21 protein-coding genes are annotated in these 23,669 nt (G+C 64.2%); 16 read left to right on the top strand and 5 right to left on the bottom strand.

What is annotated here, in order from left to right; translation table 11 throughout:
• The first annotated feature begins 41 nt into the window (after window positions 1-41).
• The 4 genes from CTR55_RS12160 to CTR55_RS12145 are packed head-to-tail and all read left to right on the top strand — an operon-like array spanning window position 42 to window position 3,980.
• Window positions 42-1,127 carry an ABC transporter ATP-binding protein gene (locus CTR55_RS12160; protein WP_296286371.1) on the top strand — a complete coding sequence of 362 codons (1,086 nt, stop codon included), beginning with the start codon at window positions 42-44 and terminating at the stop codon, window positions 1,125-1,127.
• Window positions 1,128-1,184: 57 nt separating this feature from the next.
• Window positions 1,185-2,300 (top strand): ABC transporter substrate-binding protein, encoded by a 1,116-nt coding sequence (locus CTR55_RS12155; RefSeq protein ID WP_296286370.1) that lies wholly within the window; start codon window positions 1,185-1,187, stop codon window positions 2,298-2,300.
• 15 nt (window positions 2,301-2,315) lie between these two features.
• Window positions 2,316-3,152 carry an ABC transporter permease gene (locus CTR55_RS12150; RefSeq protein ID WP_296286369.1) on the top strand — a complete coding sequence of 279 codons (837 nt, stop codon included), beginning with the start codon at window positions 2,316-2,318 and terminating at the stop codon, window positions 3,150-3,152.
• A gap of 12 nt (window positions 3,153-3,164) precedes the next feature.
• Complete coding sequence (locus CTR55_RS12145; protein WP_296286368.1) at window positions 3,165-3,980, top strand: ABC transporter permease; 816 nt, start codon at window positions 3,165-3,167, stop codon at window positions 3,978-3,980.
• 130 nt (window positions 3,981-4,110) lie between these two features.
• Here the strand turns inward: CTR55_RS12145 and tusA are convergent, their stop codons facing one another.
• Window positions 4,111-4,350, bottom strand: a complete 240-nt coding sequence (gene tusA / locus CTR55_RS12140) for a sulfurtransferase TusA (RefSeq protein ID WP_015477744.1) — start codon at window positions 4,348-4,350, stop codon at window positions 4,111-4,113.
• Between the two features lie 150 nt (window positions 4,351-4,500).
• Between tusA and CTR55_RS12135 the strand changes: the two genes are divergently transcribed.
• A complete protein-coding gene (locus CTR55_RS12135) occupies window positions 4,501-6,057 on the top strand; it encodes an alpha/beta fold hydrolase (RefSeq protein WP_296286367.1) in 1,557 nt (518 codons plus the stop codon).
• A 153-nt stretch (window positions 6,058-6,210) separates the two neighbouring features.
• Here the strand turns inward: CTR55_RS12135 and CTR55_RS12130 are convergent, their stop codons facing one another.
• Together CTR55_RS12130 and rlmM are read right to left on the bottom strand one after the other, a co-directional pair.
• Window positions 6,211-7,089, bottom strand: coding sequence for a MaoC family dehydratase (locus tag CTR55_RS12130; protein WP_296286366.1), 879 nt, complete (start codon window positions 7,087-7,089; stop codon window positions 6,211-6,213).
• A 100-nt stretch (window positions 7,090-7,189) separates the two neighbouring features.
• On the bottom strand, window positions 7,190-8,257 hold the full coding sequence (rlmM, locus tag CTR55_RS12125; protein ID WP_296286365.1) for a 23S rRNA (cytidine(2498)-2'-O)-methyltransferase RlmM: 1,068 nt from the start codon (window positions 8,255-8,257) through the stop codon (window positions 7,190-7,192).
• 360 nt (window positions 8,258-8,617) lie between these two features.
• Here rlmM and acnA point away from each other — a divergent pair, with 360 nt between their 5' ends.
• Together acnA and CTR55_RS12115 are read left to right on the top strand one after the other, a co-directional pair.
• Entirely contained in the window at window positions 8,618-11,350 is a 2,733-nt protein-coding gene (acnA, locus tag CTR55_RS12120; RefSeq protein ID WP_296286364.1) for an aconitate hydratase AcnA, read from the top strand.
• A gap of 194 nt (window positions 11,351-11,544) precedes the next feature.
• Window positions 11,545-13,110 carry a PAS domain-containing methyl-accepting chemotaxis protein gene (locus CTR55_RS12115; RefSeq protein ID WP_296286363.1) on the top strand — a complete coding sequence of 522 codons (1,566 nt, stop codon included), beginning with the start codon at window positions 11,545-11,547 and terminating at the stop codon, window positions 13,108-13,110.
• 126 nt (window positions 13,111-13,236) lie between these two features.
• On the opposite strand, the gene cprA is transcribed toward CTR55_RS12115, so the two are convergent.
• Complete coding sequence (gene cprA, locus CTR55_RS12110) at window positions 13,237-14,394, bottom strand: cationic peptide resistance protein CprA (RefSeq protein ID WP_296286362.1); 1,158 nt, start codon at window positions 14,392-14,394, stop codon at window positions 13,237-13,239.
• A 110-nt stretch (window positions 14,395-14,504) separates the two neighbouring features.
• Complete coding sequence (locus CTR55_RS12105; RefSeq protein WP_296286361.1) at window positions 14,505-15,206, bottom strand: alpha/beta family hydrolase; 702 nt, start codon at window positions 15,204-15,206, stop codon at window positions 14,505-14,507.
• Between the two features lie 123 nt (window positions 15,207-15,329).
• Between CTR55_RS12105 and ccoN (CTR55_RS12100) the strand changes: the two genes are divergently transcribed.
• From ccoN (CTR55_RS12100) to ccoG, 9 genes are all read left to right on the top strand, one after another.
• Window positions 15,330-16,754, top strand: coding sequence for a cytochrome-c oxidase, cbb3-type subunit I (gene ccoN / locus CTR55_RS12100; RefSeq protein ID WP_296286360.1), 1,425 nt, complete (start codon window positions 15,330-15,332; stop codon window positions 16,752-16,754).
• Between the two features lie 10 nt (window positions 16,755-16,764).
• Entirely contained in the window at window positions 16,765-17,373 is a 609-nt protein-coding gene (gene ccoO, locus CTR55_RS12095) for a cytochrome-c oxidase, cbb3-type subunit II (protein ID WP_296286359.1), read from the top strand.
• 5 nt (window positions 17,374-17,378) lie between these two features.
• Window positions 17,379-17,570 carry a cbb3-type cytochrome c oxidase subunit 3 gene (locus CTR55_RS12090; protein ID WP_296286358.1) on the top strand — a complete coding sequence of 64 codons (192 nt, stop codon included), beginning with the start codon at window positions 17,379-17,381 and terminating at the stop codon, window positions 17,568-17,570.
• Entirely contained in the window at window positions 17,567-18,490 is a 924-nt protein-coding gene (ccoP, locus tag CTR55_RS12085) for a cytochrome-c oxidase, cbb3-type subunit III (RefSeq protein WP_296286357.1), read from the top strand. Before CTR55_RS12090 ends, ccoP (CTR55_RS12085) begins: the two co-directional genes overlap by 4 nt.
• 342 nt (window positions 18,491-18,832) lie before the next feature.
• Window positions 18,833-20,275: a cytochrome-c oxidase, cbb3-type subunit I gene (gene ccoN / locus CTR55_RS12080; protein ID WP_296286356.1), complete on the top strand. Its 1,443-nt coding sequence runs from the start codon at window positions 18,833-18,835 to the stop codon at window positions 20,273-20,275.
• Window positions 20,275-20,883, top strand: a complete 609-nt coding sequence (gene ccoO / locus CTR55_RS12075) for a cytochrome-c oxidase, cbb3-type subunit II (protein WP_296286355.1) — start codon at window positions 20,275-20,277, stop codon at window positions 20,881-20,883. The genes ccoN (CTR55_RS12080) and ccoO (CTR55_RS12075) overlap by 1 nt, the downstream gene beginning before the upstream one ends.
• A 5-nt stretch (window positions 20,884-20,888) precedes the next feature.
• Complete coding sequence (locus tag CTR55_RS12070) at window positions 20,889-21,080, top strand: CcoQ/FixQ family Cbb3-type cytochrome c oxidase assembly chaperone (protein WP_024763940.1); 192 nt, start codon at window positions 20,889-20,891, stop codon at window positions 21,078-21,080.
• A complete protein-coding gene (ccoP, locus tag CTR55_RS12065) occupies window positions 21,077-22,042 on the top strand; it encodes a cytochrome-c oxidase, cbb3-type subunit III (RefSeq protein WP_296286353.1) in 966 nt (321 codons plus the stop codon). The genes CTR55_RS12070 and ccoP (CTR55_RS12065) overlap by 4 nt, the downstream gene beginning before the upstream one ends.
• Before the next feature lie 211 nt (window positions 22,043-22,253).
• Window positions 22,254-23,669, top strand: coding sequence for a cytochrome c oxidase accessory protein CcoG (gene ccoG, locus CTR55_RS12060; protein ID WP_296286352.1), 1,416 nt, complete (start codon window positions 22,254-22,256; stop codon window positions 23,667-23,669).

Here is a 23,669-nt window from a genome sequence, read left to right as displayed (position 1 = left end):
AGCGACCGCTCGAACAAGAACAAGAAATCGAGGTAAGTGCAGTGGAGCGACAGCCCCAACTACGTGCCATCGGCATCGGCAAGAGCTACGGCAGTTTCAACGCGCTGGACAATGTGTCCATCGACATCCAGCAGGGCGAGTTCCTCACCCTCCTCGGGCCTTCGGGCTCCGGCAAGACCACCTTCCTGATGATCCTCGCCGGCTTCCAGGACCCATCGCGCGGCAAGCTCGAAGAGGGCGGCGCCGACATCACCAAACGCCCCGCCGAGAAGCGCAACTTCGGCATGGTGTTCCAGGGCTACGCCCTGTTCCCGCACATGAGCATCGAAGACAACGTCGCCTTCCCGCTGAAGATCCGTGGCGTGAAGGCTGAGGAGCGCAACCGCCGCGTGCGCCACATGCTCGACGTGGTCGGCCTCGGCGAACACCTGGGCAAGCGCCCCGGCGAGCTCTCCGGCGGCCAGCAGCAACGCGTGGCCATCGCCCGCGCCCTGGTGTTCGAACCGGACATGCTGCTGCTCGACGAACCCCTCTCGGCGCTGGACAAGAACCTGCGCGAGCAGCTGCAGGCCGAACTGCAGCGCATCCACCGCCAGGTCGGCACTACCTTCGTCTTCGTTACCCACGACCAGAACGAAGCCCTCGCCCTGTCCACCCGCATCGCCATCTTCAACCGTGGGCAACTGGCACAGGTCGACGACCCGCAGACCATCTACAACCAGCCGAGCAACCGCTTCGTCGCCGAGTTCCTCGGCAAGATGAACCTGTTCCCGCTGAGCCAGGTGGGCCGCGCCGGCGAGCTGGCCTGCGGCCGCTTCGGCGAGGCCGAACTGCGCGCCAGTTATTCCAACGCCGTGCAGGCCGAAGCACCGCTGCTGGCGGTGCGCCCGGAACACATGCAGCTGCACAGCGCCCCGCCGCAGGTGAACGGCCACAACGTGGTGCAGGCCGTGCTCACCGCCAAGACCTACCAGGGCGCCAGCACCGAGCTGTGCCTGGGCGCCGGTACCGAAGGCAAGCAACCGATGAGCCTGGCCGTGCATGCCGACCACCAGGCCTCGCGCCTGGAACACGGCGCGAAGGTCTGGCTGAGCTGGCCCATCGAGAAAAGCCTGCTGATCGCCTGAGCCGCCGAACGCGTTCGTCCCCCTATTCGCCATCCCACCTGATCGGGAGCTGCACCCATGTTCAATCCGCACCAGCAAGACTGCATCGAAGTCCTCATCGAAAAAGCCCGCCGCGGGCAGATCGACCGCCGCACCTTCCTCAAGGGCATGGGCCTGATGGCCGCCCTGCCGCTGGCCTTGCGCAGCGGCGTGAGCTTCGCCGCCGGCGACAAGCCGCTGGTGGTGGTGAACTGGGGCGGTGACGCCATCAAGGCGTTCGGCAAGGCCTGGACCGAGGGCTTCGCCAAGGCCACCGGTATTCCGGTGAAGATCGACGGCAGCGGCCCCACCGAAGGCGCCATCCGCACCCAACTCTCCAGCGGCCGGGTGAGCTGGGACGTGGTCGACGCGGAAAGCTCGATCCTGCAGAACCTGGGCAAGGAAGGCCTGGTACAACCCATCGACTACAACGTCGTGTCCCGGGACAAGGTGCTGCCCGGCTTCGCCTACGAGTACGGCATCGCCGACTACATGCTCAGCTATGTGATCGCCTACGACAGCGAACGCTTCGGCGACAAGGCGCCCAAGACCTGGGCCGACTTCTGGGACGTGAAGACCTTCCCCGGCAAGCGCACCCTCTACAAATGGATGAACGGCATGCTCGAGGCCGCGCTGCTGGCCGACGGCGTGGCGCCGGACAAGCTCTACCCGCTGGACGTGCCGCGCGCGCTGAAAAAGATCGAGGAGCTCAAGCCTCACGTACTGGCCTTCTGGGGCTCGGGCGCAGAAACCCAGCAACTGCTGATCGAGGGTGAAGTCTCCATGGGCGCCATCTGGAACACCCGCGCCCAGGTCATCACCGACGACAGCGAAGGCCGCATCAAGTGGACCTTCGACAACGCCCTGCTGGGTTGCAGCAACTGGGGCGTACTCAAGGGCAACCCGGCCGGCACCGAGGCCGCGATGAAATTCATCGCCTACGCCCAGGACCCGCAGTCCCAGGTGGAGCTGTTCAAGATGTTCGGCAACGGCCCGGCCAACCCCGCCGCCGCCGCGCTGATCCCGGACGACCGCAAGCACCTGAACTGCACTGACCCTGCGAACCTGTCCAAGCAGGTAATGCTCAGCCACGAGTGGTACACCGACCACTACGGGGCGACCCTGGAGCAGTACCTGACCCACATTTCCAAGTGACGCGGAGCGCAGGTCATGGCCGATAACGCCCCCTCGCGGCTCAAGCTGGGCGCCCTGCTGCTGCCGCTGCCAGTGGTTCTGATCGTGTTCTACGTACTGCCCTTCCTCGGCGTGCTCGGCTGGAGCGTGACCCTGCCGGAGCCGGGGATCGAGCAGTACCAACGGATCATGACCGACCCGGCGATCCACGACGTGCTCTGGCGGACCTTCCGCCTGTGCACCACGGTCAGCGTGATCTCCCTGGTGATCGCCTACCTGATGGCCTACTGCTGGGTCTACAGCCCGCCGTTCTGGCAGCGCGTGGTGGAAATCTGCGTGTTCATCCCGTTCTGGCTGTCGGTGCTGGTGCGCGCCTTCGGCTGGCTGATCGCCTTGCGCAGCAACGGCATGCTCAATGGCTGGCTGCAGCAACTGGGGATCATCAGCGAACCGTTGCAACTGACGCGCAATGAGCTGGGCGTGGTGATCGGCATGGTCCACTTCATGGTGCCCTTCGCGCTGTTCCCACTGGTCTCCACCATGCGCCGCCTCGACCCGCGCGTGCTGCTGGCCGCGCGGGGCCTGGGCGCCGGGCAGATGCGCACTTTCTGGAGCATCTTCGTGCCGCAGACCATCCCCGGCATCCTTGGCGCCTTCATCATCGTCTTCGTGTTCTGCCTGGGCTTCTTCATCACCCCGGCGATCCTCGGTGGCGGGCAGACCGTGATGGTGGCCGAGTACGTCTACCTGCAGATGTTCCAGACCAGCAACTGGGGCCTGGGCGCCGCACTCTCGGTGGTACTGCTGGCGCTGGTCAGCGGGATGATCTGGGCCCTGCTGCGCATGACCCGCGTCGACAAGTTGGTGGGATAAGGAGCCGCAGAAATGAACGCACACGAAACCAGAGCCCCCAGCCGCCTGCTGGCGACCATGGCGATGATCTTCATGGTCTTCCCGCTGCTGGCGGTGATCCCGGTGTCCTTCACCAGCAAGCGCTTCCTGTCGATGCCCAACGGCAACTGGTCGCTGCGCCACTACCAGGCGCTGCTGGACAGCCCCGAATGGCTCTCGGCAATCGGCCAGAGCCTGATGGTCGCCACCGCCACCTGCATCATCGCCACCGCGTTGGCGGTGAGTTTCAGCCTTGGCATCTGGTACCTGCGCTCGCGCCTGGCGACCCTGCTGATCGGCCTGGTGCTGCTGCCCATGGCGATCCCGCCGATGATCTCGGCGATGGTCCTGTACTTCATGGAAACCAAGGTCAGCCAGTTCGCCCCGGGTCTGGGCTACGACACCCTGTTCGGCCTGACCATCGCGCACATCGTGATGGTCGTGCCCTACGGCGTGGTGACCATGCTGGTGGCACTCAGCCAACTGGACCGGCGCATCGAGCTGGCCGCGCGCAACCTCGGCGCGAGCCTGGGCCAGACCACCTTCATGGTGGTGTTGCCGAACCTCAAGCTGGGCGTGGCGAGCACGGCGCTGCTGTGCTTTGCGCTCTCCTGGGAGGAAATCGCGGTGACGCTGTTCGTGACCAGCACCGAGGTCAACACCCTGCCACGGCAGATCTGGTCCGGCCTGCGCGACAACATCGACCCGGCCGTGGCGGCCATCTCGGTGGTGCTGATCGCCCTGACCTTCGTCGCGCTGATCGGGCGGATGATCGCCCAGCGCATCGCCACGCGCCCAGTCGGCAGCTGAGAAATGCCCTTGTAGGAGCGAGCTTGCTCGCGAACCGCCCAGCGCTGAAGCTGACGGAAAACTGTTCGCGAGCAAGCTCGCTCCTACGAAGAGCCGTGTACGTCTCTACAGCCAATCCAACATCAGCGGATCACTCCGCCTTCTTGCGAATCCAGTACAGGTAGGTCCCCGCCTCTTCCTGCTGCTCCACCAGTTCGTGACCGAGGAAGACGCAGAACTTGGGGATGTCGCGGCGGGTGGAAGGGTCGGTGGCGATCACCTTGAGCAGGCCGCCAGCCGGCAGGTCGCGCACCTTGTTGTGCAGCATCATGACCGGCTCGGGGCAGTTCAGGCCGGTGGCGTCGAGAATCGCATCGACTGGCTGGGACATCGCATCACTCCAGAAAAACCAATGGCGCATTGTCGCGCAAAGCGCACCACGCGGTCACCCCGCGTCCGTCCGGGTCACCAATCCTTGGTTGGGGGTGGGCGCTGCAAACGCCGGGCATGCTGGCGCACCCGCCCCCACCATGGAATGTCGATGCGCGCCCTCCTCTGCCTGTGCCTTGTGCTGCTCGCCGGCTGCGCCGCCCGCGACCAGGTGCCCGACTTCAACGCCAGCACCGGCCAGGACCTGCCGGCCACCTGGTTCGAGGCGGTGATCATCGCCCGCGACGGCACCCGACTCTCCGCCACCGTGTTCCAGCCCGCACTGAAGGCCGGCGAGAGCGCTCCGCTGATCGTCCACACCCACGGCTGGGGCGGCTGGCGAGTCACCGGGCCGGACGGCTATTACGGCAAGAACATGATGTCCGGCCGCGCCGCTCTGCGCGCCTGGAAGGCCGGCTTCTGGGTGGTCAGCTACGACCAGCGCGGCTGGGGCGGCAGCGACGGGCGCATCGAGATGATGAACCCGCAGTTCGAGGTACAGGATGCCAGTGCGGTGATCGACTGGGCCGCCACGCACCTGGCCCGGCTGACCATGGACGGCCCGAACGATCCGCGAGTAGGCATGCTCGGCGAAAGCTACGGCGGCGCCGTGCAACTGCTGGCCTCCGCGGAAGACTCGCGTATCGACGCCATCGTCCCCATCGCCACCTGGTACGACCTGGCCGACGCCCTGGCGCCGGATGGCCAGCTGAAGATCGGCTGGGGTGGCGTGCTGGTGAGCCTGGGGCTGGCCACCGGTTACGACCTGGGCAAGTTCGTCCAGGCTGATTACCTGCACACCACCGGCGGGCGCATGGCGGCGCCGATACAGGCCGAACTGCACGCCAACAGCCTCGCCAGCTATTGCGCGGCCGGTCGCCTGCCCCACGCCGACGCCCTGCTGATCCAGGGCCTGCGCGACACGCTGTTCCCGCTGGACCAGGGCCTGCAAATCCGCCAATGCCTGAAGCAAGGCCAGGCCGACGTACGTCTGCTGGGCATGCAGGGCGGGCACATCCTGCCGCCCCCGATGCAAGGCTGGAGCGGGCTGCCGCCGTTCAACAACGAGCCGGTGATCCATTGCGGCTCGCGGGCGATCAACCTCTACACCGGTATCGTCGCCTGGTACGAGGAAAAGCTGCGCAAGCGCCCCGGCGCCGCCGACAGCGTGCCGGACCTGTGCATCAGTCTCGACCTCGATCAGGGCGTGGCGCTGGACGACCTGCCGCCGCCCGGCCCCACCGTGGCGCTGCCGACCGTAGCCATCCGCCCGGCGGTGAGCGGCTTGCTACAGCCGTCTCGATTCATTCCCTTGCAGCGTATCAGCGAGAGCAGCGCCCTGCTGGGTAGCGCCGAAGTGCGCCTGAGCCAGCCGTTGGCGGAGCGCCCCGACGCGCAGCTGTTCGCCGCCCTGGCGATCCGCAGCAGCGATGGACGTACCCGGCGCCTGGACGAGCAGGTGAAACCGCTGGCGAACCACGGCAGCACGCGGCTGAACGCCGTCAGCGCCAGCCTCGCCCCAGGGGATGAGATTGGATTGCTGGTAAGTGGATTCAGCGACCAGTACCTGTTCAACAGTTCCTGGCGGATTGCGCCGGTGCAGTTGCAGGGCGAGGTGCAACTGCCCAGTTTGCTGCCCTTACAGCCGCAGGTGGCGAATCGCCGATAGCCCCCTATGCGTCGTCGAATCGTAGGATGGCGTGGAGCGAAGCGATACCCATCAATGCCCTTCGACAGTGGCGATGGGTATCGCAAGCTCCACCCATCCTACGAAGAGCGCATCTGCGCACCAACAACAGCAGGAACGGGCCAGTCCGGCCGCTCAGCGCAACGGCCCGTCCGGCGCTTCGTCCAGCTGTGCCAGCAGCATCGGCTGGCCATCGCCGTCGACCGGCAGCAGCGCCCATTGCTCTTTCTTGCCCAGGCGGCGGTAAACCTGCTTCACCTGACTGCCCAACGGCAGCGGCGCCTTGAAGTGGGCGTCCAGCCGAACGTTCTCGGCCAGCCGGCGGCCAGTCAGGCTGCGCGCCAGGCCCCACATGCCATGGGCGAAAGGTTTGCCGAAACCGTAGTGAGAGGCCATCAGCCGTGACAGGTGCAGCGGATTGAAGTCGCCGCTCAGCCCCGCGTAGCGCCAGCCGACGATCTTCGGCACGCGCCACTGCACGCCGGAGTGAACCGGCGCTTCCAGGGTGCGCCACTGGGCGCGTTCGGGCAGCGGGTCGGGTTCGGCTTCAGGGTCTAGAAAATCGCCGCGGCGCAGGTAGGTGGTAATCGACTGCCAATAGAGCATGTCGTGGTGCCAGGCCTCGGTGACCACGTCCACCTCCAGGCCCGATTCGCTTCGGCGGCTGGTGAGGATGCGGCAATCGAACTGCAGCGGCTCGTTCTCGTCGAGCAGGCGGTAGCGCTGGATATGGCTGCGCAGGTGGATCAGCCCGACTATCGACAGCGGCATGCGCGAACGGCTGAGCAGGCGCAGGTGCAACGGCAGGCTGATCACCTGCGGATAGAGCAGCGGCACGCCCAGAGTCGGATCGAGACCGAAGTGCTCCCGGTAGGCGCGCAGGTGGCGCAGGTCGAAACGCAGTGTTCGACGGTCCATCGCCAGATAGGGAACGCGCTCGCCCTGGCCAAGGCCACGGCGCGGCAGCAGCATACGGCTGTAACTGCCCAGGAGGGAGGGCAACTTTCGCTTCACGAAGGTCTCCGGAGGATCTCGCGCCACATAGCATGGGCAATGCCGCGTAGGGCGGCAAGTCACCAAAGGTCGGGTGGCGCTGCCGAATGCTTCCGAGTCGCTAGCGCTCGCCCTTCTCGATGCGGCGCAGGTGGCAGGTCACTTCCTCGCGGTCGTGGTAGAGCTGCTTGCAGCCGATCTGCACCTTCAGCCCGCGCTCACGGAAGGACTCTTCCAGGCGGTCGAGGATGCGCCGCACCTCGGCGTAGCGCTGCTTCATCGGCAGCTTGAGGTTGACGACGGCCTCGCGACACAGCCCCTCGCCGATCCAGGTTTCGATCATCGCACCCGTGCGCGCGGGCTTTTCGACGATGTCGCAGACCATCCAGTCCATGCGCTGGCGCGGGCGGAAGGCGTAACCGTCCACACGCTGGTGCTCGACCAGCCCGGAGTACATCAGGTTCTCCGCCATCGGCCCATTGTCCACGGCGACCACGCGCATCTCCCGGTTCACCAGTTGCCAGGTCCAGCCACCGGGCGATGCACCCAGGTCAACGGCGAGCATGTCCGGGGCCAGGCGGCGATCCCAGTCGGCACGAGGAATGAAGTGGTGCCAGGCCTCTTCCAGCTTCAGCGTCGAGCGGCTGGGCGCCTCGCGGGGGAACTTCAGGCGCGGGATGCCCATGGGCCACATGGCGCAGTTGCGCGCCTCGGCCAGGCCAATGAAAGCCTCGCGACCTGAACGGAAGGTCAGCAGCAGGCGAGGCAGGCTGGGGTCTTCCACCAGCTTGCCGGCTTTCACCAGGGCAGCGCGCAGGGGCTTCTCGAACTTGCGGCAGAAGGTCGAGAGTTCCTTGCCGTCGTTGGTGTCGAACACCTCCAGCCAGAGGCTGCCGCATTGCGGGAAACCGGCCAGGGCCTCGAGGATCGCGCCAATGCGGTCCGTTTCCGGGAGCGCAGTAAAGCCGTTACCACGCGCCCACTGGCGCGGGAAGATCAGCTCGGAGAAGCGCAACTGGCGCATCAGGCGATCGGCACCGTCGTCCTCGGTGCAGATGAATTCGGCGTAGGCGGTAGCCGGCTTGGCGCGGGCGTAACCGGGGATGTCCAGGCGCGCGGCGTGCTCGGACAGCTCGGCGCAGACCTCGTTCTCGAAGCCCGGGCGGCAATGCAGTAACAGGGTATTCATCGGGGTGTCTCCTTGGCCGCGCACTATAGAGGCTGCCCGCGAAGGTTTCATGCAGATTCGCCAGAAATACCCCACGACCGCAGTCACTTATTCTGAACCCCGCCCAGGGACCCGGAGTCCAGAACAGATGGCAATCCCGCCGCGGGCGGTCTAGCTTGAGTGGTCTGGCCCAGATCGCCAGAAGACTGCCCGATGATTGCCCTGCCTGGTGAAGATTGCCACCGATCGCGGCCTGTCTACATGGAGTAGGCCTGCGATGGATCAGGACGTTAACGCCCTCCTTCGCCAAGTATCGCCAGTCCGCCGTTGAATCGGCCGCGCTGCCGATCACGAGCAGATTCCAAGCCTGAGGAGAATGTCATGCCCGCCGTGGATAGCCTGAACAGCCTGCGCACCCTGGAGGTCGCCGGCAAGACCTATCACTACTACAGCCTGCCCGAAGCGGCGAAGAGCCTGGGGGACCTGGGCCAACTGCCGATGTCCCTGAAAGTCCTGCTGGAGAACCTGTTGCGCTGGGAGGACGACAACACCGTCACCGGCGATGATCTCAAAGCCCTGGCCGGCTGGCTGAAGACCCGCAGCTCCGAGCGCGAGATCCAGTACCGCCCCGCCCGCGTACTGATGCAGGACTTCACCGGCGTACCGGCGGTGGTCGACCTCGCCGCCATGCGCGACGCCATGGCCAAGGCCGGCGGCGACCCGCAGAAGATCAACCCGCTGTCCCCCGTCGACCTGGTCATCGACCACTCGGTGATGGTCGACAAGTTCGCCAGCCAGTCCGCCTTCGCCCAGAACGTCGAGATCGAGATGGAGCGCAATGGCGAGCGCTACGCCTTCCTGCGCTGGGGGCAGAACGCCTTCGACAACTTCCGCGTGGTGCCGCCGGGCACCGGCATCTGCCACCAGGTAAACCTGGAGTATCTGGGGCGCACCGTGTGGACCAAGGATGAGGACGGCCGCACCTACGCCTTCCCCGACACCCTGGTCGGCACCGATTCGCACACCACCATGATCAACGGCCTCGGCGTGCTCGGCTGGGGCGTCGGCGGCATCGAGGCGGAAGCGGCCATGCTCGGCCAGCCGGTATCGATGCTGATTCCCGAGGTAATCGGCTTCAAGCTCACCGGCAAGCTGAAGGAAGGCATCACCGCCACGGACCTGGTGCTGACCGTCACTCAGATGCTGCGCAAGAAAGGCGTCGTCGGAAAATTCGTCGAGTTCTATGGCGACGGCCTCGCCGACCTGCCCCTGGCCGACCGCGCCACCATCGCCAACATGGCCCCGGAATACGGCGCCACCTGTGGCTTCTTCCCGGTGGACGACATCACCCTGGGTTACCTGCGCCTGTCGGGCCGCCCGGACGACGCCGTCAAGCTGGTGGAGGCCTACAGCAAGGCCCAGGGCCTGTGGCGTGAGAAAGGCCACGAGCCGGTGTTCACCGACTCCCTGCAACTGGACATGGGCGACGTCGAGGCCAGCCTCGCCGGGCCCAAGCGCCCGCAGGACCGCGTCGCCCTCGGCCACGTCAGCGGAGCCTTCGACGACTTCCTCGGCCTGCAGATCAAACCCGCCTCCAGCGAGGAGGGCCGCCTGCTCAGCGAGGGTGGCGGTGGCGCCGCCGTGGGCACCTCGGCGCAGACCGGCGAGGCCGACTACCAGCACGACGGCCACACCTATCGACTGAAGAACGGCGCCGTGGTCATCGCCGCCATCACCTCCTGCACCAACACCTCCAACCCCAGCGTGATGATGGCCGCAGGCCTTCTGGCGAAGAAGGCGCTGGAGAAAGGCCTGCAGCGCAAGCCCTGGGTGAAGAGCTCGCTGGCCCCCGGCTCCAAGGTGGTCACCGAGTACTTCCATGCCGCCGGCCTGACCCGCTACCTGGATGAACTGGGCTTCGACCTGGTGGGCTACGGCTGCACCACCTGTATCGGCAACTCCGGCCCGCTGCTCGACCCCATCGAGAGGGCCATCCAGCAGGCGGACCTGACCGTCGCCTCGGTGCTCTCCGGCAACCGCAACTTCGAGGGCCGCGTGCACCCGCTGGTGAAAACCAACTGGCTGGCCTCGCCGCCACTGGTGGTCGCCTACGCGCTGGCCGGCACCGTGCGTACCGACCTGACGAAAGATCCGCTGGGTACCGGCAAGGACGGCCAGCCGGTGTATCTGAAGGACATCTGGCCGACCCAGCAGGAAATCGCCGACGCCGTACAGAAGGTCGACACGAAAATGTTCCACAAGGAATACGCCGAAGTCTTCCAGGGCGACGAGAAATGGCGTGCGATTCAGGTGCCGGACGCCAAGACCTACACCTGGCAGGACGACTCCACCTACATCCAGCATCCACCGTTCTTCGAACACATCGCCGAGGCGCCACCGAAAGTCACGGACATCCAGGGCGCCAATATCCTCGCGGTGCTGGGCGACTCGGTGACCACCGACCACATCTCCCCCGCCGGTAACATCAAGAAGGACAGCCCCGCCGGCCGCTACCTCAGCGAACACGGCGTGGCCTACGCCGACTTCAACTCCTACGGTTCGCGCCGTGGGAACCATGAGGTAATGATGCGCGGCACCTTCGCCAACATCCGCATCAAGAACGAGATGCTCGGCGGCGAAGAGGGCGGCAACACACTTTATGTACCCACCGGCGACAAGCTGGCGATCTACGACGCCGCCATGCGCTACCAGCAGGACGGCACCCCGCTGGTGATCGTCGCCGGCAAGGAATACGGCACCGGCTCGTCCCGCGACTGGGCGGCCAAGGGCACCAACCTGCTGGGTGTGAAAGCAGTAATCGCAGAGAGCTTCGAGCGTATCCACCGCTCCAACCTGGTGGGCATGGGCGTGCTGCCGCTGCAGTTCAAGGACGGCCAGGACCGCAAGGCACTGAAGCTGACGGGCAAGGAAGTGCTGAGCATCAGCGGCCTGTCGGGCGAGCTGAAGCCGCACATGAGCCTCAAGGTTGCGGTGAAGCGCGAGGACGGCAGCCAGGACAGCTTCGAGGTGCTCTGCCGCATCGATACGCAGAATGAAGTCGAGTACTTCAAGGCCGGCGGCATCCTTCATTACGTGCTGCGCAGCCTGATCTAAAGCGTCGCGGCGGCCTGCAACGGGCCGCCGCCTCCTGCTTTCATTTCATTTTCGTGACCAGTGGCGATAGGCTATCGCCCTTCCCCCGGAGTCACACTCCTGACATTTTTCTGTGACAGCCATCAAATTTCCGATCCGGCGGCCGACAAGCTGGACAGACGTACCCATTCGCTTTATCCCGAGATCCCAGCCTGATGCGCAACAACCAGCCGGTCACCCAGCGTGAACGCACTTTCCCCGCCGAACAGCGGCTGATTTCCACCACCAACGCCCGCGGCGTGATCAGCTACGTAAACGACGCCTTCAGCGCTGTCAGCGGCTTTTCCCGCGAGGAGCTGGTGGGCGCCGCGCACAACCTGGTGCGCCACCCGGATGTACCGCCCGCCGTGTTCAGCCACATGTGGACGACCCTGAAAAAGGGCCGCCCCTGGATGGGCATCGTCAAGAACCGCTGCAAGAACGGCGACCATTACTGGGTCAGTGCCTACGTCACGCCCATGTACGAGCACAACGAGATCGTCGGCTACGAATCGGTGCGGGTGAAACCCACCGCCGAGCAAGTACGCCGCGCTGAAGCGCTGTACGCGCGGATCAACGCCGGCAAGCCGGCCATTCCCGCACGTGACCGCTGGCTGCCGGTGCTGCTCGACTGGCTGCCGTTCATCCTGATTGGCCAGATCGGCTTCCTTATCGGCGCCTGGCTGAACTCCCACTGGGGCTTCCTGCTGGCTGCCCTGCTGTCGATTCCGCTGGGCCTCGCTGGCCTCGGCTGGCAGCAACGCGGGCTGAAGCGCCTACTGCACCTGGCAGAGCAGACCACGTCGGACCCGCTGATCGCACAGATGTACACCGACAGCCGGGGCGCCCAGGCGCGCCTGGAAATGTCGATCCTCAGCCAGGAAGCACGATTGAAGACCTGTCTGACCCGTCTGCAGGACACCGCCGAAACGCTCACCGAGCAGGCACGCGAGGCCGACTCCCTGGCCCATCACAGCTCCGCCGGGCTGGACCGCCAGCGCCAGGAGACCGAGCAAGTGGCCACCGCCGTCAACCAGATGGCCGCCACTACCCAGGAAGTGGCCGACAACGTGCAGCGCACCGCCGATGCCACTCGCCAGGCCAACGCGCTGACCACCGAAGGCCGACAGATCGCCGCCGAGACCCGCCAAGCCATGCAGCGGCTGTCCAGCTCAGTGGGCGAAACCGGTGAAGCGGTCAGCCAACTGGCCCGTGACAGCGAGCAGATCGGTGGCGTGGTGGACGTGATCAAGGGCATCGCCGACCAGACCAACCTGCTGGCCCTCAACGCCGCCATCGAAGCCGCTCGCGCCGGCGAGATGGGCCGCGGCTTCGCCGTGGTAGCCGATGAAGTCCGCTCGCTGGCCCAGCGCACTGCTGAGTCCACCGGGCAGATTCACCAGTTGATCGCCAACCTGCAGAACACCGCCACCGAGGCGGTGCGCGCCATGGACTCCGGCCGCCGCCAGGCCGATGAAGGCGTCGAGCGCGTGCTGCAGGCGGACAACGCGCTGATGGGCATCAGCGACGCGGTGGCCAACATCACCGAAATGGCCACCCAGATCGCCGCCGCTGCAGAAGAACAGAGCGCCGTGGCCGAGGAGATCAACCGCAACATCAGCACCATCGCCAACCTGGCTGACCAGACCTCCGGCGAGGCCCAGCGTACCGCCCTGCTCAGTGAAGAGCTGACGCAGACCGCGCACCGGCAGTACTCCCTGGTGGAGCGCTTCAACCGATGACAGGCGCGCGAGCCTAGCGGTAGGAGCGAGCTTGCTCGCGAACGAACTGGCCGGCAGCTCCGGTGCGAAAGGGGTTCGCGAGCGAGCTCGCTCCTACAAGGTTCAGCGCTGTAGCGCCCGCCCGCGTTACTTGAAATCCCACTGCATCTGCGCCGGGATGCTTACGTTTCGCGAGGAATGCACGCACACGTCCACGTAATCGGTAAAGCGCGGCGGTGCGGCGATTCCTTCGTCCAGCAGGCGTTGATTGTCGAACAGGTAGTTAAGGTCAGCAAAGCCGCTGTACAAGCGCAGCGCCCGCAGTACCAGACGCGGGTTGGCCTTGCCGATGCGCGCCTCGAAATTGTTGGCAAGCTCGCGCAGATTCTCCGCCGAGACTTTCCGATAACGCTCCCCGACCGGCTCTTCACCCTGGGCATGGGCAAAGGCGCGATCGATCTCGCCGAAGGTGCACGCCGCTTCATTGCCTGCCGAAATGTGATAGAGGCTGTGTTCCAGGCTGGGCTTGAGCGCCAGCGCAACCAGCGCCTGCGCACAGTAGTCAACGGGTATCACGTCGATCTGCTCGTCCAGGTCGCAGGTGAAACTCTCCAGGGCGAAACCCATGCGGAACACCCAGAAGATGCTCCCGGAAGCCTGGCAGCCCAGCCGGCTGTGACCAACGACAATGGACGGCCGCGCCACCACCAGCGGCAGCGACGGCAGCTCCTCGCGCATGCGCCGCTCGATTTCCGCCTTGGACGCGGTGTAGTCCACCAGTTGCTCATCGCTGGGCGGGAACTCCCAGGATTCCCGCACCGGCGAGGGACGATCCGGGCCGCAGCACATCGCCGTCCCCACGTGCAGGAAGCGCTTGAGCCGCACTGACTCGCTCATGGTGCGGGCAAACGTGAAGGTACCTTCGACGTTGACCGGCCAGATGGTCGGGTTCTTCGAGAAGGACGCCACCGCGGCACAGTTGATGACCTGTTCGAGCTGCATCAGGCGCTGCCTCTCGCTCTGCAGCCATCCCGTCTCGAGCAGATCGCCGCAGATGATCTGGCCGACATGCAATCGCTGCAGGTCCATCTCCATCACCGCATGCAGACGCAGGTTATCGCGCAGTCGCGCCAGCCCTTGCTCTCGGCTTTCGGAGCGCACCAGGAATAGCAACGACTCGGTACCGCCCTCCTCGATCAGGTGGGCGGCCACCGAACCTCCCAGAAAACCGGTGGCGCCGGTCAGGAACAGAGAAGCGGGAATGGAGCTGGGAGTGGAGCCGGGAAGTACATTATCGGAGTTCATGCGAGCCTTGCTTCTTTAGCTTTAATCGCGGAAGTCAGCCGTGTCCGAACTGACAGCGAGCAGAGTAGGAAGCTCACATTACGAGAGGCTTAGGAATTGGCTATAGAGGCCTACAAGCAATCGAGAAAATTGGAAATTTCCTTCGCAGCAGACTCCAAATGATCAGCATGCGTGTAGCCACTTGCCTTCAGAGGTTTCAGATCGTGATCGGCGGCAGCCAACCACTGCAGACGGATTGCGGGTGACAACAGGTAACGCTCAACCGTGGGTCGATCACCCAGCGCATCGCGCTCGCCCTGGACTATCAGCGTTGGAGTCTTCAGCTCGGCCAGGTGCGCCACTCGTGGCTTCTCCGGCTTGCCGGCGGCATAGAACGGGTAGCCGAGGCAGACCAGCGCATCCGCGCCCAACTCGTCCGCCAACAGGCTGGCCATGCGTCCCCCCATGGACTTGCCGCCGATAGCCAGCTTGCCCGGCACTTCGGCGCGCACCTGCGCATAAACCCGTCGCCAGCACTCCAGCAACTGCTTTTGTGGGTTAGGCGGACGGCGCTTTCCGTCCTCCCGCCGCATAGCCATATAGGGGAACTCGAAGCGCACCACCGAGATACCTCTTTCGGCGAGGCGCGCGGCGATGTCGTCCATGAACGGACTGTCCATTGGCGCGCCTGCTCCATGGGCCAGAACCAGCGTCGCTGACAGTTCGCGCCGTGGCGGGTTCCGCAGCAGCGACAAAGGACCGCAGGCGCTCGAAACAGGGGTCTCAGGCGGCAATTGATCCGAATCAATATTCCAAGAGATGCCTTTATCCATCCTTCACTCCGCTAATTTCGAAATTAGTACCTATCCCAAGGGGGAGGGGCGGCATACGCCGTAAGCCGTAAAAAAACCTTGCCGGGATGGGCATAGCCCATAACCGTGGATGGAAGCCCATAAATGAGCACAACCAATCAGACCGCTTATAACTATAAGGTGGTCCGCCAGTTCGCCATTATGACAGTGGTGTGGGGGATCGTCGGCATGGCCGTCGGTGTCCTGATCGCCGCGCAACTGGTGTGGCCGGATCTCAACCTCGGCTTACCGTGGACGAGCTTCGGGCGCCTGCGCCCGCTGCATACCAATGCGGTGATCTTCGCCTTCGGCGGCTGCGCACTGTTCGCCACCAGCTACTACTCGGTGCAGCGTACCTGCCAGACCCGCCTGTTCTCCGACACGCTCGCTTCCTTCACCTTCTGGGGTTGGCAGCTGGTGATCCTGTGTGCCGCCATCACCCTGCCGCTGGGTATGACCTCCTCCAAGGAGTACGCCGAGCTGGAGTGGCCGATCGACATCCTGATCACCATCGTCTGGGTTTCCTACGCCATCGTCTTCTTTGGCACGCTGATGAAGCGCAAGACCAAGCACATCTATGTGGGTAACTGGTTCTTCGGCGGTTTCATCCTGACCGTGGCGATCCTGCACGTGGTCAACAACCTGGAAATCCCGGTCAGCCTGACCAAGTCCTACTCGCTGTACTCGGGCGCCACCGACGCCATGATCCAGTGGTGGTACGGCCACAACGCCGTGGGCTTCTTCCTGACCGCCGGCTTCCTGGGGATGATGTACTACTTCGTGCCCAAGCAGGCCGAGCGTCCGGTCTACTCCTACCGCCTGTCCATCGTGCACTTCTGGGCGCTGATCGCCGTCTACATCTGGGCTGGTCCGCACCACCTGCACTACACCGCGCTGCCGGACTGGGCGCAATCGCTGGGCATGGTGATGTCCCTGATCCTGCTGGCTCCGAGCTGGGGCGGCATGATCAACGGCATGATGACCCTCTCCGGCGCCTGGCATAAGCTGCGCACCGACCCGATCCTGCGCTTCCTGGTGGTATCCCTGGCCTTCTACGGCATGTCCACCTTCGAAGGCCCGATGATGGCCATCAAGACCGTCAACGCCCTCTCCCACTACACCGACTGGACCATCGGCCACGTACACGCCGGCGCTCTGGGCTGGGTAGCCATGGTTTCGATCGGCTCCCTGTACCACATGATCCCGAAAATCTTCGGTCGCGAGCAGATGCACAGCGTGGGCCTGATCAACACCCACTTCTGGCTGGCCACCATCGGCACCGTGCTGTACATCGCCTCCATGTGGGTCAACGGCATCACCCAGGGCCTGATGTGGCGCGCAGTGAACTCCGACGGCACCCTCACCTACTCGTTCGTCGAAGCCCTGGCCGCCGGCCACCCTGGCTTCATCGTACGGATGATCGGCGGCGCCATCTTCCTGCTGGGCATGCTGGTCATGGCCTACAACACCTGGCGTACCGTAGCGGCCGCCAAGCCGGCTGAAATGCAAGCCGCGGCGCAGATGGCCTGAGGAGACCGACATGAAACACGAAGTACTCGAGAAAAACGTCGGCCTGCTGGCCCTGTGCATGGCCGTCGCCGTCAGCATCGGCGGCCTGACCCAGATCGTTCCGCTGTTCTTCCAGGATGTCACCAACACCCCGGTGGAAGGCATGAAGCCCTACACCGCGCTGCAACTGGAAGGCCGTGACGTATACATCCGCGAAGGCTGCGTGGGCTGCCACTCGCAGATGATCCGTCCGTTCCGCGCCGAGACCGAGCGCTATGGCCACTACTCCGTCGCCGGCGAAAGCGTCTGGGACCACCCGTTCCTGTGGGGGTCCAAGCGTACCGGCCCGGACCTGGCCCGCGTCGGCGGCCGCTACTCGGACGACTGGCACCGTGCGCACCTGTACAACCCGCGCAACGTGGTGCCGGAATCGAAGATGCCCGCCTACCCCTGGCTGGTCGAAAACCAGCTCGACGGCAAGGACACGGCGAAGAAACTGGAAGTGATGCGTGTCATGGGCGTGCCCTACACGGACGACGACATCGCTGGCGCCAGCGACGCCGTCAAAGGGAAGACCGAAATGGACGCGGTCGTCGCGTACCTGCAGGTCCTCGGCACCTCCATCAAGAACAAGCGGTGACAACCTTGGATATCGGGACCATCCGCGGCCTCGGCACCGTCATCGTGATGGCTGCCTTCGTCGGCGTACTGCTCTGGGCTTACGGCGGCAAACGCAAGGAGCGCTTCGACGAAGACGCGCTGCTGCCCTTCGCGGATGACCCGGTAGCCAAGCGGCACGCTGAGCAAGAGCAAGCTTCTAGGAGCAACAACGCATGACTACCTTCTGGAGTCTGTACATCACCGTTCTAACCGTCGGCTCGCTGATTGCCCTGCTGTGGCTGGTATTTGCCACTCGCAGCGGGCAGTCCTCGAACACCACCGACCAGACCATGGGCCACGCCTTCGACGGCATTGAGGAGTACGACAACCCGCTGCCGAAATGGTGGTTCCTGCTGTTCGTCGGCACCATCGTGTTCGCCGCCGGCTACCTGGTCCTGTACCCCGGCCTGGGCACCTGGAAAGGCATCCTGCCGGGCTACGAAGGTGGCTGGACCCAGGACAAGCAATGGGAGCGTGAAGAAGCACTGGCCAAGGAGAAGTATGGCCCGATCTTCGCCAAATACGCTGCGATGCCAGTGGAAGAAGTCGCGAAAGACCCGCAAGCCATGAAAATGGGCGAGCGCCTTTTCGCCACCTACTGCTCTATCTGCCACGGCTCCGACGCCAAGGGCGCCCAGGGCTTCCCGAACCTGACCGACAGCGACTGGCGCTGGGGCGGCACCGCCCAGGACATCGAGACCACCATCCTCGGTGGCCGCCATGCCGCGATGCCGGCCTGGGGTGAAGTGCTGGGCGACAAAGGCGTGCAGGACGTAGCTGCTTTCATCACCGCCAACCTGGACGGCCGCAAGCTGCCCGAGGGCGTGAGCGCAGACAACGTCGACAATGGTGGCAAGCTGTTCGCCACCACCTGCGTCGCCTGCCACGGCCCGGAAGGCAAGGGCAACCCGATGATGGGCGCGCCTGACCTGACCCACCCGGGCGCCTTCATCTACGGCTCGAGCTATGCGCAACTGCAGCAGACCATCCGCCACGGCCGCCAGGGTCAGATGCCGGCGCAGGAGCAATACCTGGGCAAAGATAAAGTGCATATTCTCGCCGGCTACATCTACAACATTTCCGGCCAGGCGAAGTAAACTCCGCGCCCCTAACTCGCGCCCCTGAAAGTGGGCGCGAGTTTCTTTCTCCCGCAATATCGCGACGAAGTGTCGCACCCTCTCTATCCCCGTTCTTCACACCCTCCCCGTTCGCGTCTAAGCTGGTTTCCATTCGCAAACCTGCAATACGACTAACCTGACCCACTTCCCAGGCTGGTACGTGCGACCCGAAACGAGCGGCGGACAGCGGCATAAAGCGCTCTGAAGCAGGCGTCAAACCGGCATCGGACCAAGGTCCGACGCGTTGCAATGGCTACCTGCTTTCTCCATACTTGCCGCCGTTTTTTTGTCCATAAAATTCAAAAACCGTGGAACCTTAGAATGAGCACAGCAATCAGTCCGACTGCTTATAACTATAAGGTCGTCCGCCAGTTCGCCATCATGACGGTGGTCTGGGGGATACTTGGAATGGGGGTGGGTGTTTACATCGCCTCTCAGTTGGTTTGGCCCCAGTTGAACCTGGACCTTCCCTGGACCAGTTTCGGGCGCCTGCGTCCGCTGCACACCAACCTGGTGATCTTCGCCTTCGGCGGCTGTGCTCTCTTCGCAACTTCCTACTACGTCGTACAGCGCACCTGTCAGACTCGCCTGATTTCTGACAGCCTCGCCGCCTTCACGTTCTGGGGCTGGCAAGCGGTGATCGTGCTGGCCGGCATTACCCTGCCGCTGGGCTACACCTCCTCCAAGGAGTACGCCGAGCTGGAATGGCCGATCGACATCCTCCTGGCCATCGTCTGGGTCACCTATGCCGTGGTGTTCTTCGGCACCATCGTGAAGCGCAAGACCAAGCACATCTACGTGGGCAACTGGTTCTACGGCGGCTTCATCCTGGTGACCGCCATGCTGCACATCGTCAACAGCGCGGAACTGCCGGTCACCTGGTTCAAGTCCTACTCGGTCTATGCCGGCGCCACCGACGCGATGATCCAGTGGTGGTACGGCCACAACGCCGTGGGCTTCTTCCTGACCACCGGCTTCCTGGGGATGATGTACTACTTCGTTCCGAAGCAGGCCGAGCGTCCGATCTACTCCTATCGCCTGTCCATCGTGCACTTCTGGGCGCTGATCACCCTGTACATCTGGGCCGGCCCGCACCACCTGCACTACACCGCGCTGCCGGACTGGGCCCAGTCGCTGGGCATGGTGATGTCCCTGATCCTGCTGGCTCCGAGCTGGGGCGGCATGATCAACGGCATGATGACCCTCTCAGGCGCCTGGCATAAGCTGCGCACCGACCCAATCCTGCGCTTCCTGGTGGTGTCCCTGGCCTTCTACGGCATGTCCACCTTCGAAGGCCCGATGATGGCCATCAAGACCGTCAACTCCCTGTCGCACTACACCGACTGGACCATCGGCCACGTACACGCCGGCGCCCTGGGCTGGGTTGCGATGATCTCCATCGGCTCCCTGTACCACCTGATTCCGAAGGTCTTCGGCCGCGAGCAGATGCACAGCGTGGGCCTGATCAACGCGCACTTCTGGCTGGCTACCATCGGTACCGTGCTGTACATCGCCTCCATGTGGGTCAACGGCATCACCCAGGGTCTGATGTGGCGTGCAATCAACGCCGACGGCACCCTCACCTACTCCTTCGTGGAAGCCCTGCAGGCCAGCCACCCGGGCTTCATCGTCCGTGCGCTGGGCGGTGCGTTCTTCGCCTCCGGCATGCTGCTGATGGCCTACAACACCTTCCGTACCGTACGCGGTTTCAAGCAGGCTGACGCCGACGCCGCCGCTCAGATTCCTGCTGTAGGAGCTCACTGATGAAGCACGAAGCAGTCGAGAAGAATATCGGCCTGCTGGCCTTCTTCATGGTCATCGCCGTGAGCATCGGCGGTCTTACCCAGATCGTTCCGCTGTTCTTCCAAGATGTGACCAACAAGCCGGTCGAAGGCATGAAGCCGCGCACCGCGCTGGAGCTCGAAGGCCGTGACATCTACATCCGCGAAGGCTGCGTAGGCTGCCACTCGCAGATGGTCCGTCCGTTCCGCGCCGAGACCGAGCGCTACGGCCACTACTCCGTCGCCGGCGAAAGCGTCTGGGACCACCCCTTCCTGTGGGGCTCCAAGCGTACCGGTCCGGACCTGGCCCGCGTTGGCGGCCGCTACTCCGACGACTGGCACCGCGCGCACCTGTACAACCCGCGCAACGTGGTGCCGGAATCGAAGATGCCCTCCTACCCCTGGCTGGTGGAGAACAAGCTCGACGGCAAGGACACGGCGAAGAAAATGGAAGCCCTGCGTACGCTGGGCGTGCCTTACACCGACGATGACATCGCCGGTGCCCGTGACGCCGTCAAAGGCAAGACCGAGATGGACGCTGTCGTCGCCTACCTCCAGGGCCTCGGCACCATCATCAAGAGCAAACGGTGACTGTGATGGATATCGGAACCATTCGTGGTATCGGCACCGTAGTAGTGATGGTCGCCTTCGTCGGCGTCCTGCTCTGGGCCTACGGCGGCAAACGCAAGGAGCGCTTCGACGAAGATGCCCTGCTGCCCTTCGCGGATGATCCGGTCGCCAAAAAGCACGTCGAGCAAGAGCAAGCTTCTAGGAGCAACAAAGAATGACAACCTTCTGGAGTCTGTACGTCACCGTACTTACCCTGGGCACTATCTTCGCCCTGGCGTGGCTGCTGTTCGCCACCCGTCGCGGTCAGCGCAGCGAAGCCACCGACGAGACCGTCGGCCACGCCTTTGACGGCATCGAGGAGTATGACAACCCACTGCCGAAGTGGTGGTTCATGCTGTTCGTCGCCACCTTCATCTTCGCCCTCGCCTACCTGGTCCTGTACCCCGGCCTGGGCAACTGGAAGGGCCTGCTGCCGGGCTACCAGGACAAGGCCGAATTCGCCAACGGCGAACAAGGCTGGACTGGCGTGCACCAGTGGGAAAAGGAAATGGCCAAGGCCGACGAGAAGTACGGCCCGCTGTACGCCAAGTTCGGCGCCATGCCGATCGAGGACGTGGCCAAGGACGAGCAGGCCCTGAAAATGGGTAACCGCCTGTTCGCTTCCAACTGCTCCGTCTGCCACGGCTCCGACGCCAAGGGTGCCCACGGCTTCCCGAACCTGACCGACGCCGACTGGCGCTGGGGCGGCGAGCCGAAGGACATCATCGCCACCATCGAGGGCGGTCGCCACGCAGCCATGCCGGCCTGGGGCGAAGTCATCGGCGACAGCGGCGTTCACGATGTAGCCGCCTTCATCACCACCAAGCTGGACGGCCGCAAGCTGCCCGAAGGTGTGACGGACGAGCAGGTTGCCAACGGCCAGAAGGTCTTTGCCACCACCTGCGTGGCTTGCCACGGCGCTGAAGGCAAAGGCACCGCCGCCATGGGCGCACCGGACCTGACCCACCCGGCCGCGTTCATCTACGGCTCGAGCTTCGCCCAGCTGCAGCAGACCATTCGCTACGGCCGCCAGGGCCAGATGCCGGCTCAGCTGGAGCGTCTGGGCAAAGACCAGGTGCACCTGCTCGCCGCCTACGTGTACAGCCTGTCCCATGGCGAAGGTGAGAAGAGCGCCGAATAAGCCTCTCCCCTCCTACACCACTTGCAACACCCCGCGGCGCCGGTTTCTACACCGGCGCCGCTCTATTTCTGGGTCCATAATTCCTTGCGCGACCAACTGTCGCACCGTTGCAATACCCACCACGCCGTATCATTGTTTGGCGTGCAAGCCTATTTCTGACCCTGTCGGCATGTATCGACAGGGCGCCCTCCCGCTGCCGTGGAATGCACTGATGAGCAAACAAATTCCGGTCCAGGACGTCACTCCGCCCACCAAGGGCAAGAGTGAAAACGTCGACCTTTATGCCTCTCGGGAAAAAATCTATACCCGAGCCTTTACCGGTTTCTTCCGAAACCTCCGAATGGCCGGGGGCGCCCTCCTCTTCCTCCTCTACTTCGGCACCGTATGGCTGACCTGGAACGGTCGCCAAGCAGTGCTCTGGGACCTGCCCGAGCGCAAGTTCTACATCTTCGGCGCGACCTTCTGGCCGCAGGACTTCATCCTTCTCTCCGGCCTGCTGATCATCAGTGCGTTCGGCCTGTTCTTCATCACCGTATTCGCCGGCCGCGTCTGGTGCGGCTACACCTGCCCGCAGAGCGTGTGGACGTGGATCTTCATGTGGTGCGAGAAAGTCACCGAGGGTGACCGCAACCAGCGCATGAAGCTCGACAAGGCCTCCATGAGCGGCAACAAGCTGCTGCGCAAGATCGCCAAGCACAGCCTCTGGCTGCTGATCGGCCTGGTGACCGGCCTGACCTTCGTCGGCTACTTCGCCCCCATGCGGGAACTCCTGAGCGACATGGTGACCGGCCAAGCCGATGGCTGGGCCTACTTCTGGGTCGGCTTCTTTACCCTCGCCACCTACGGCAACGCCGGCTGGCTGCGCGAGCAGGTGTGCATCTACATGTGCCCTTACGCGCGCTTCCAGAGCGTGATGTTCGACAAGGACACCCTGATCGTCTCTTACGACCCGCGCCGTGGCGAAAGCCGTGGTCCGCGCAAGAAAGGCGCCGACTACAAGGCCCAGGGCCTGGGCGACTGCATCGACTGCACAATGTGCGTACAGGTCTGCCCGACCGGCATCGACATCCGCGACGGCCTGCAGGTCGAGTGCATCGGCTGCGCCGCATGTATCGACGCCTGCGACAGCATCATGGACAAGATGAACTACCCACGCGGCCTGATCAGCTACACCACCGAGCACAACCTGTCCGGGCAGAAGACCCACCTGGTGCGTCCGCGCCTGATCGGCTACGCCATGGCCCTGTGCCTGATGATCGGCCTGCTGATCACCGCTATCTTCCTGCGCCCGCTGGTAGGCTTCGACGTCAGCAAGGACCGCGTGCTCTACCGCGAAAACGCCGAAGGCCGCATCGAGAACGTGTACAGCCTGAAGGTCATGAACAAGGACCAGAAGGACCACACCTACGTGCTCAGCGCCAAGGGCATGGACGGCCTGGTCCTGGAAGGCAAGAAGGAAATCTCGGTGGCCGCCGGCGACATCTTCACCATGCCGGTGGAACTGTCGATCGATCCGGAGAAGCTGCCCTCCACCACCAACGAGATCAGCTTCACCATCCAGTCGGTGGACGATCCGTCCATCAGCAAGGAATCCTCCAGCCGCTTCATCGGCCCGCGCGTACGTTGA

The organism is Pseudomonas sp. (genome assembly GCF_002796985.1).
Classification (GTDB): domain Bacteria; phylum Pseudomonadota; class Gammaproteobacteria; order Pseudomonadales; family Pseudomonadaceae; genus Pseudomonas.
The sequence above is the reverse complement of the archived record's forward strand: the minus strand, read 5'-3'. Positions and strand labels throughout refer to the sequence as shown.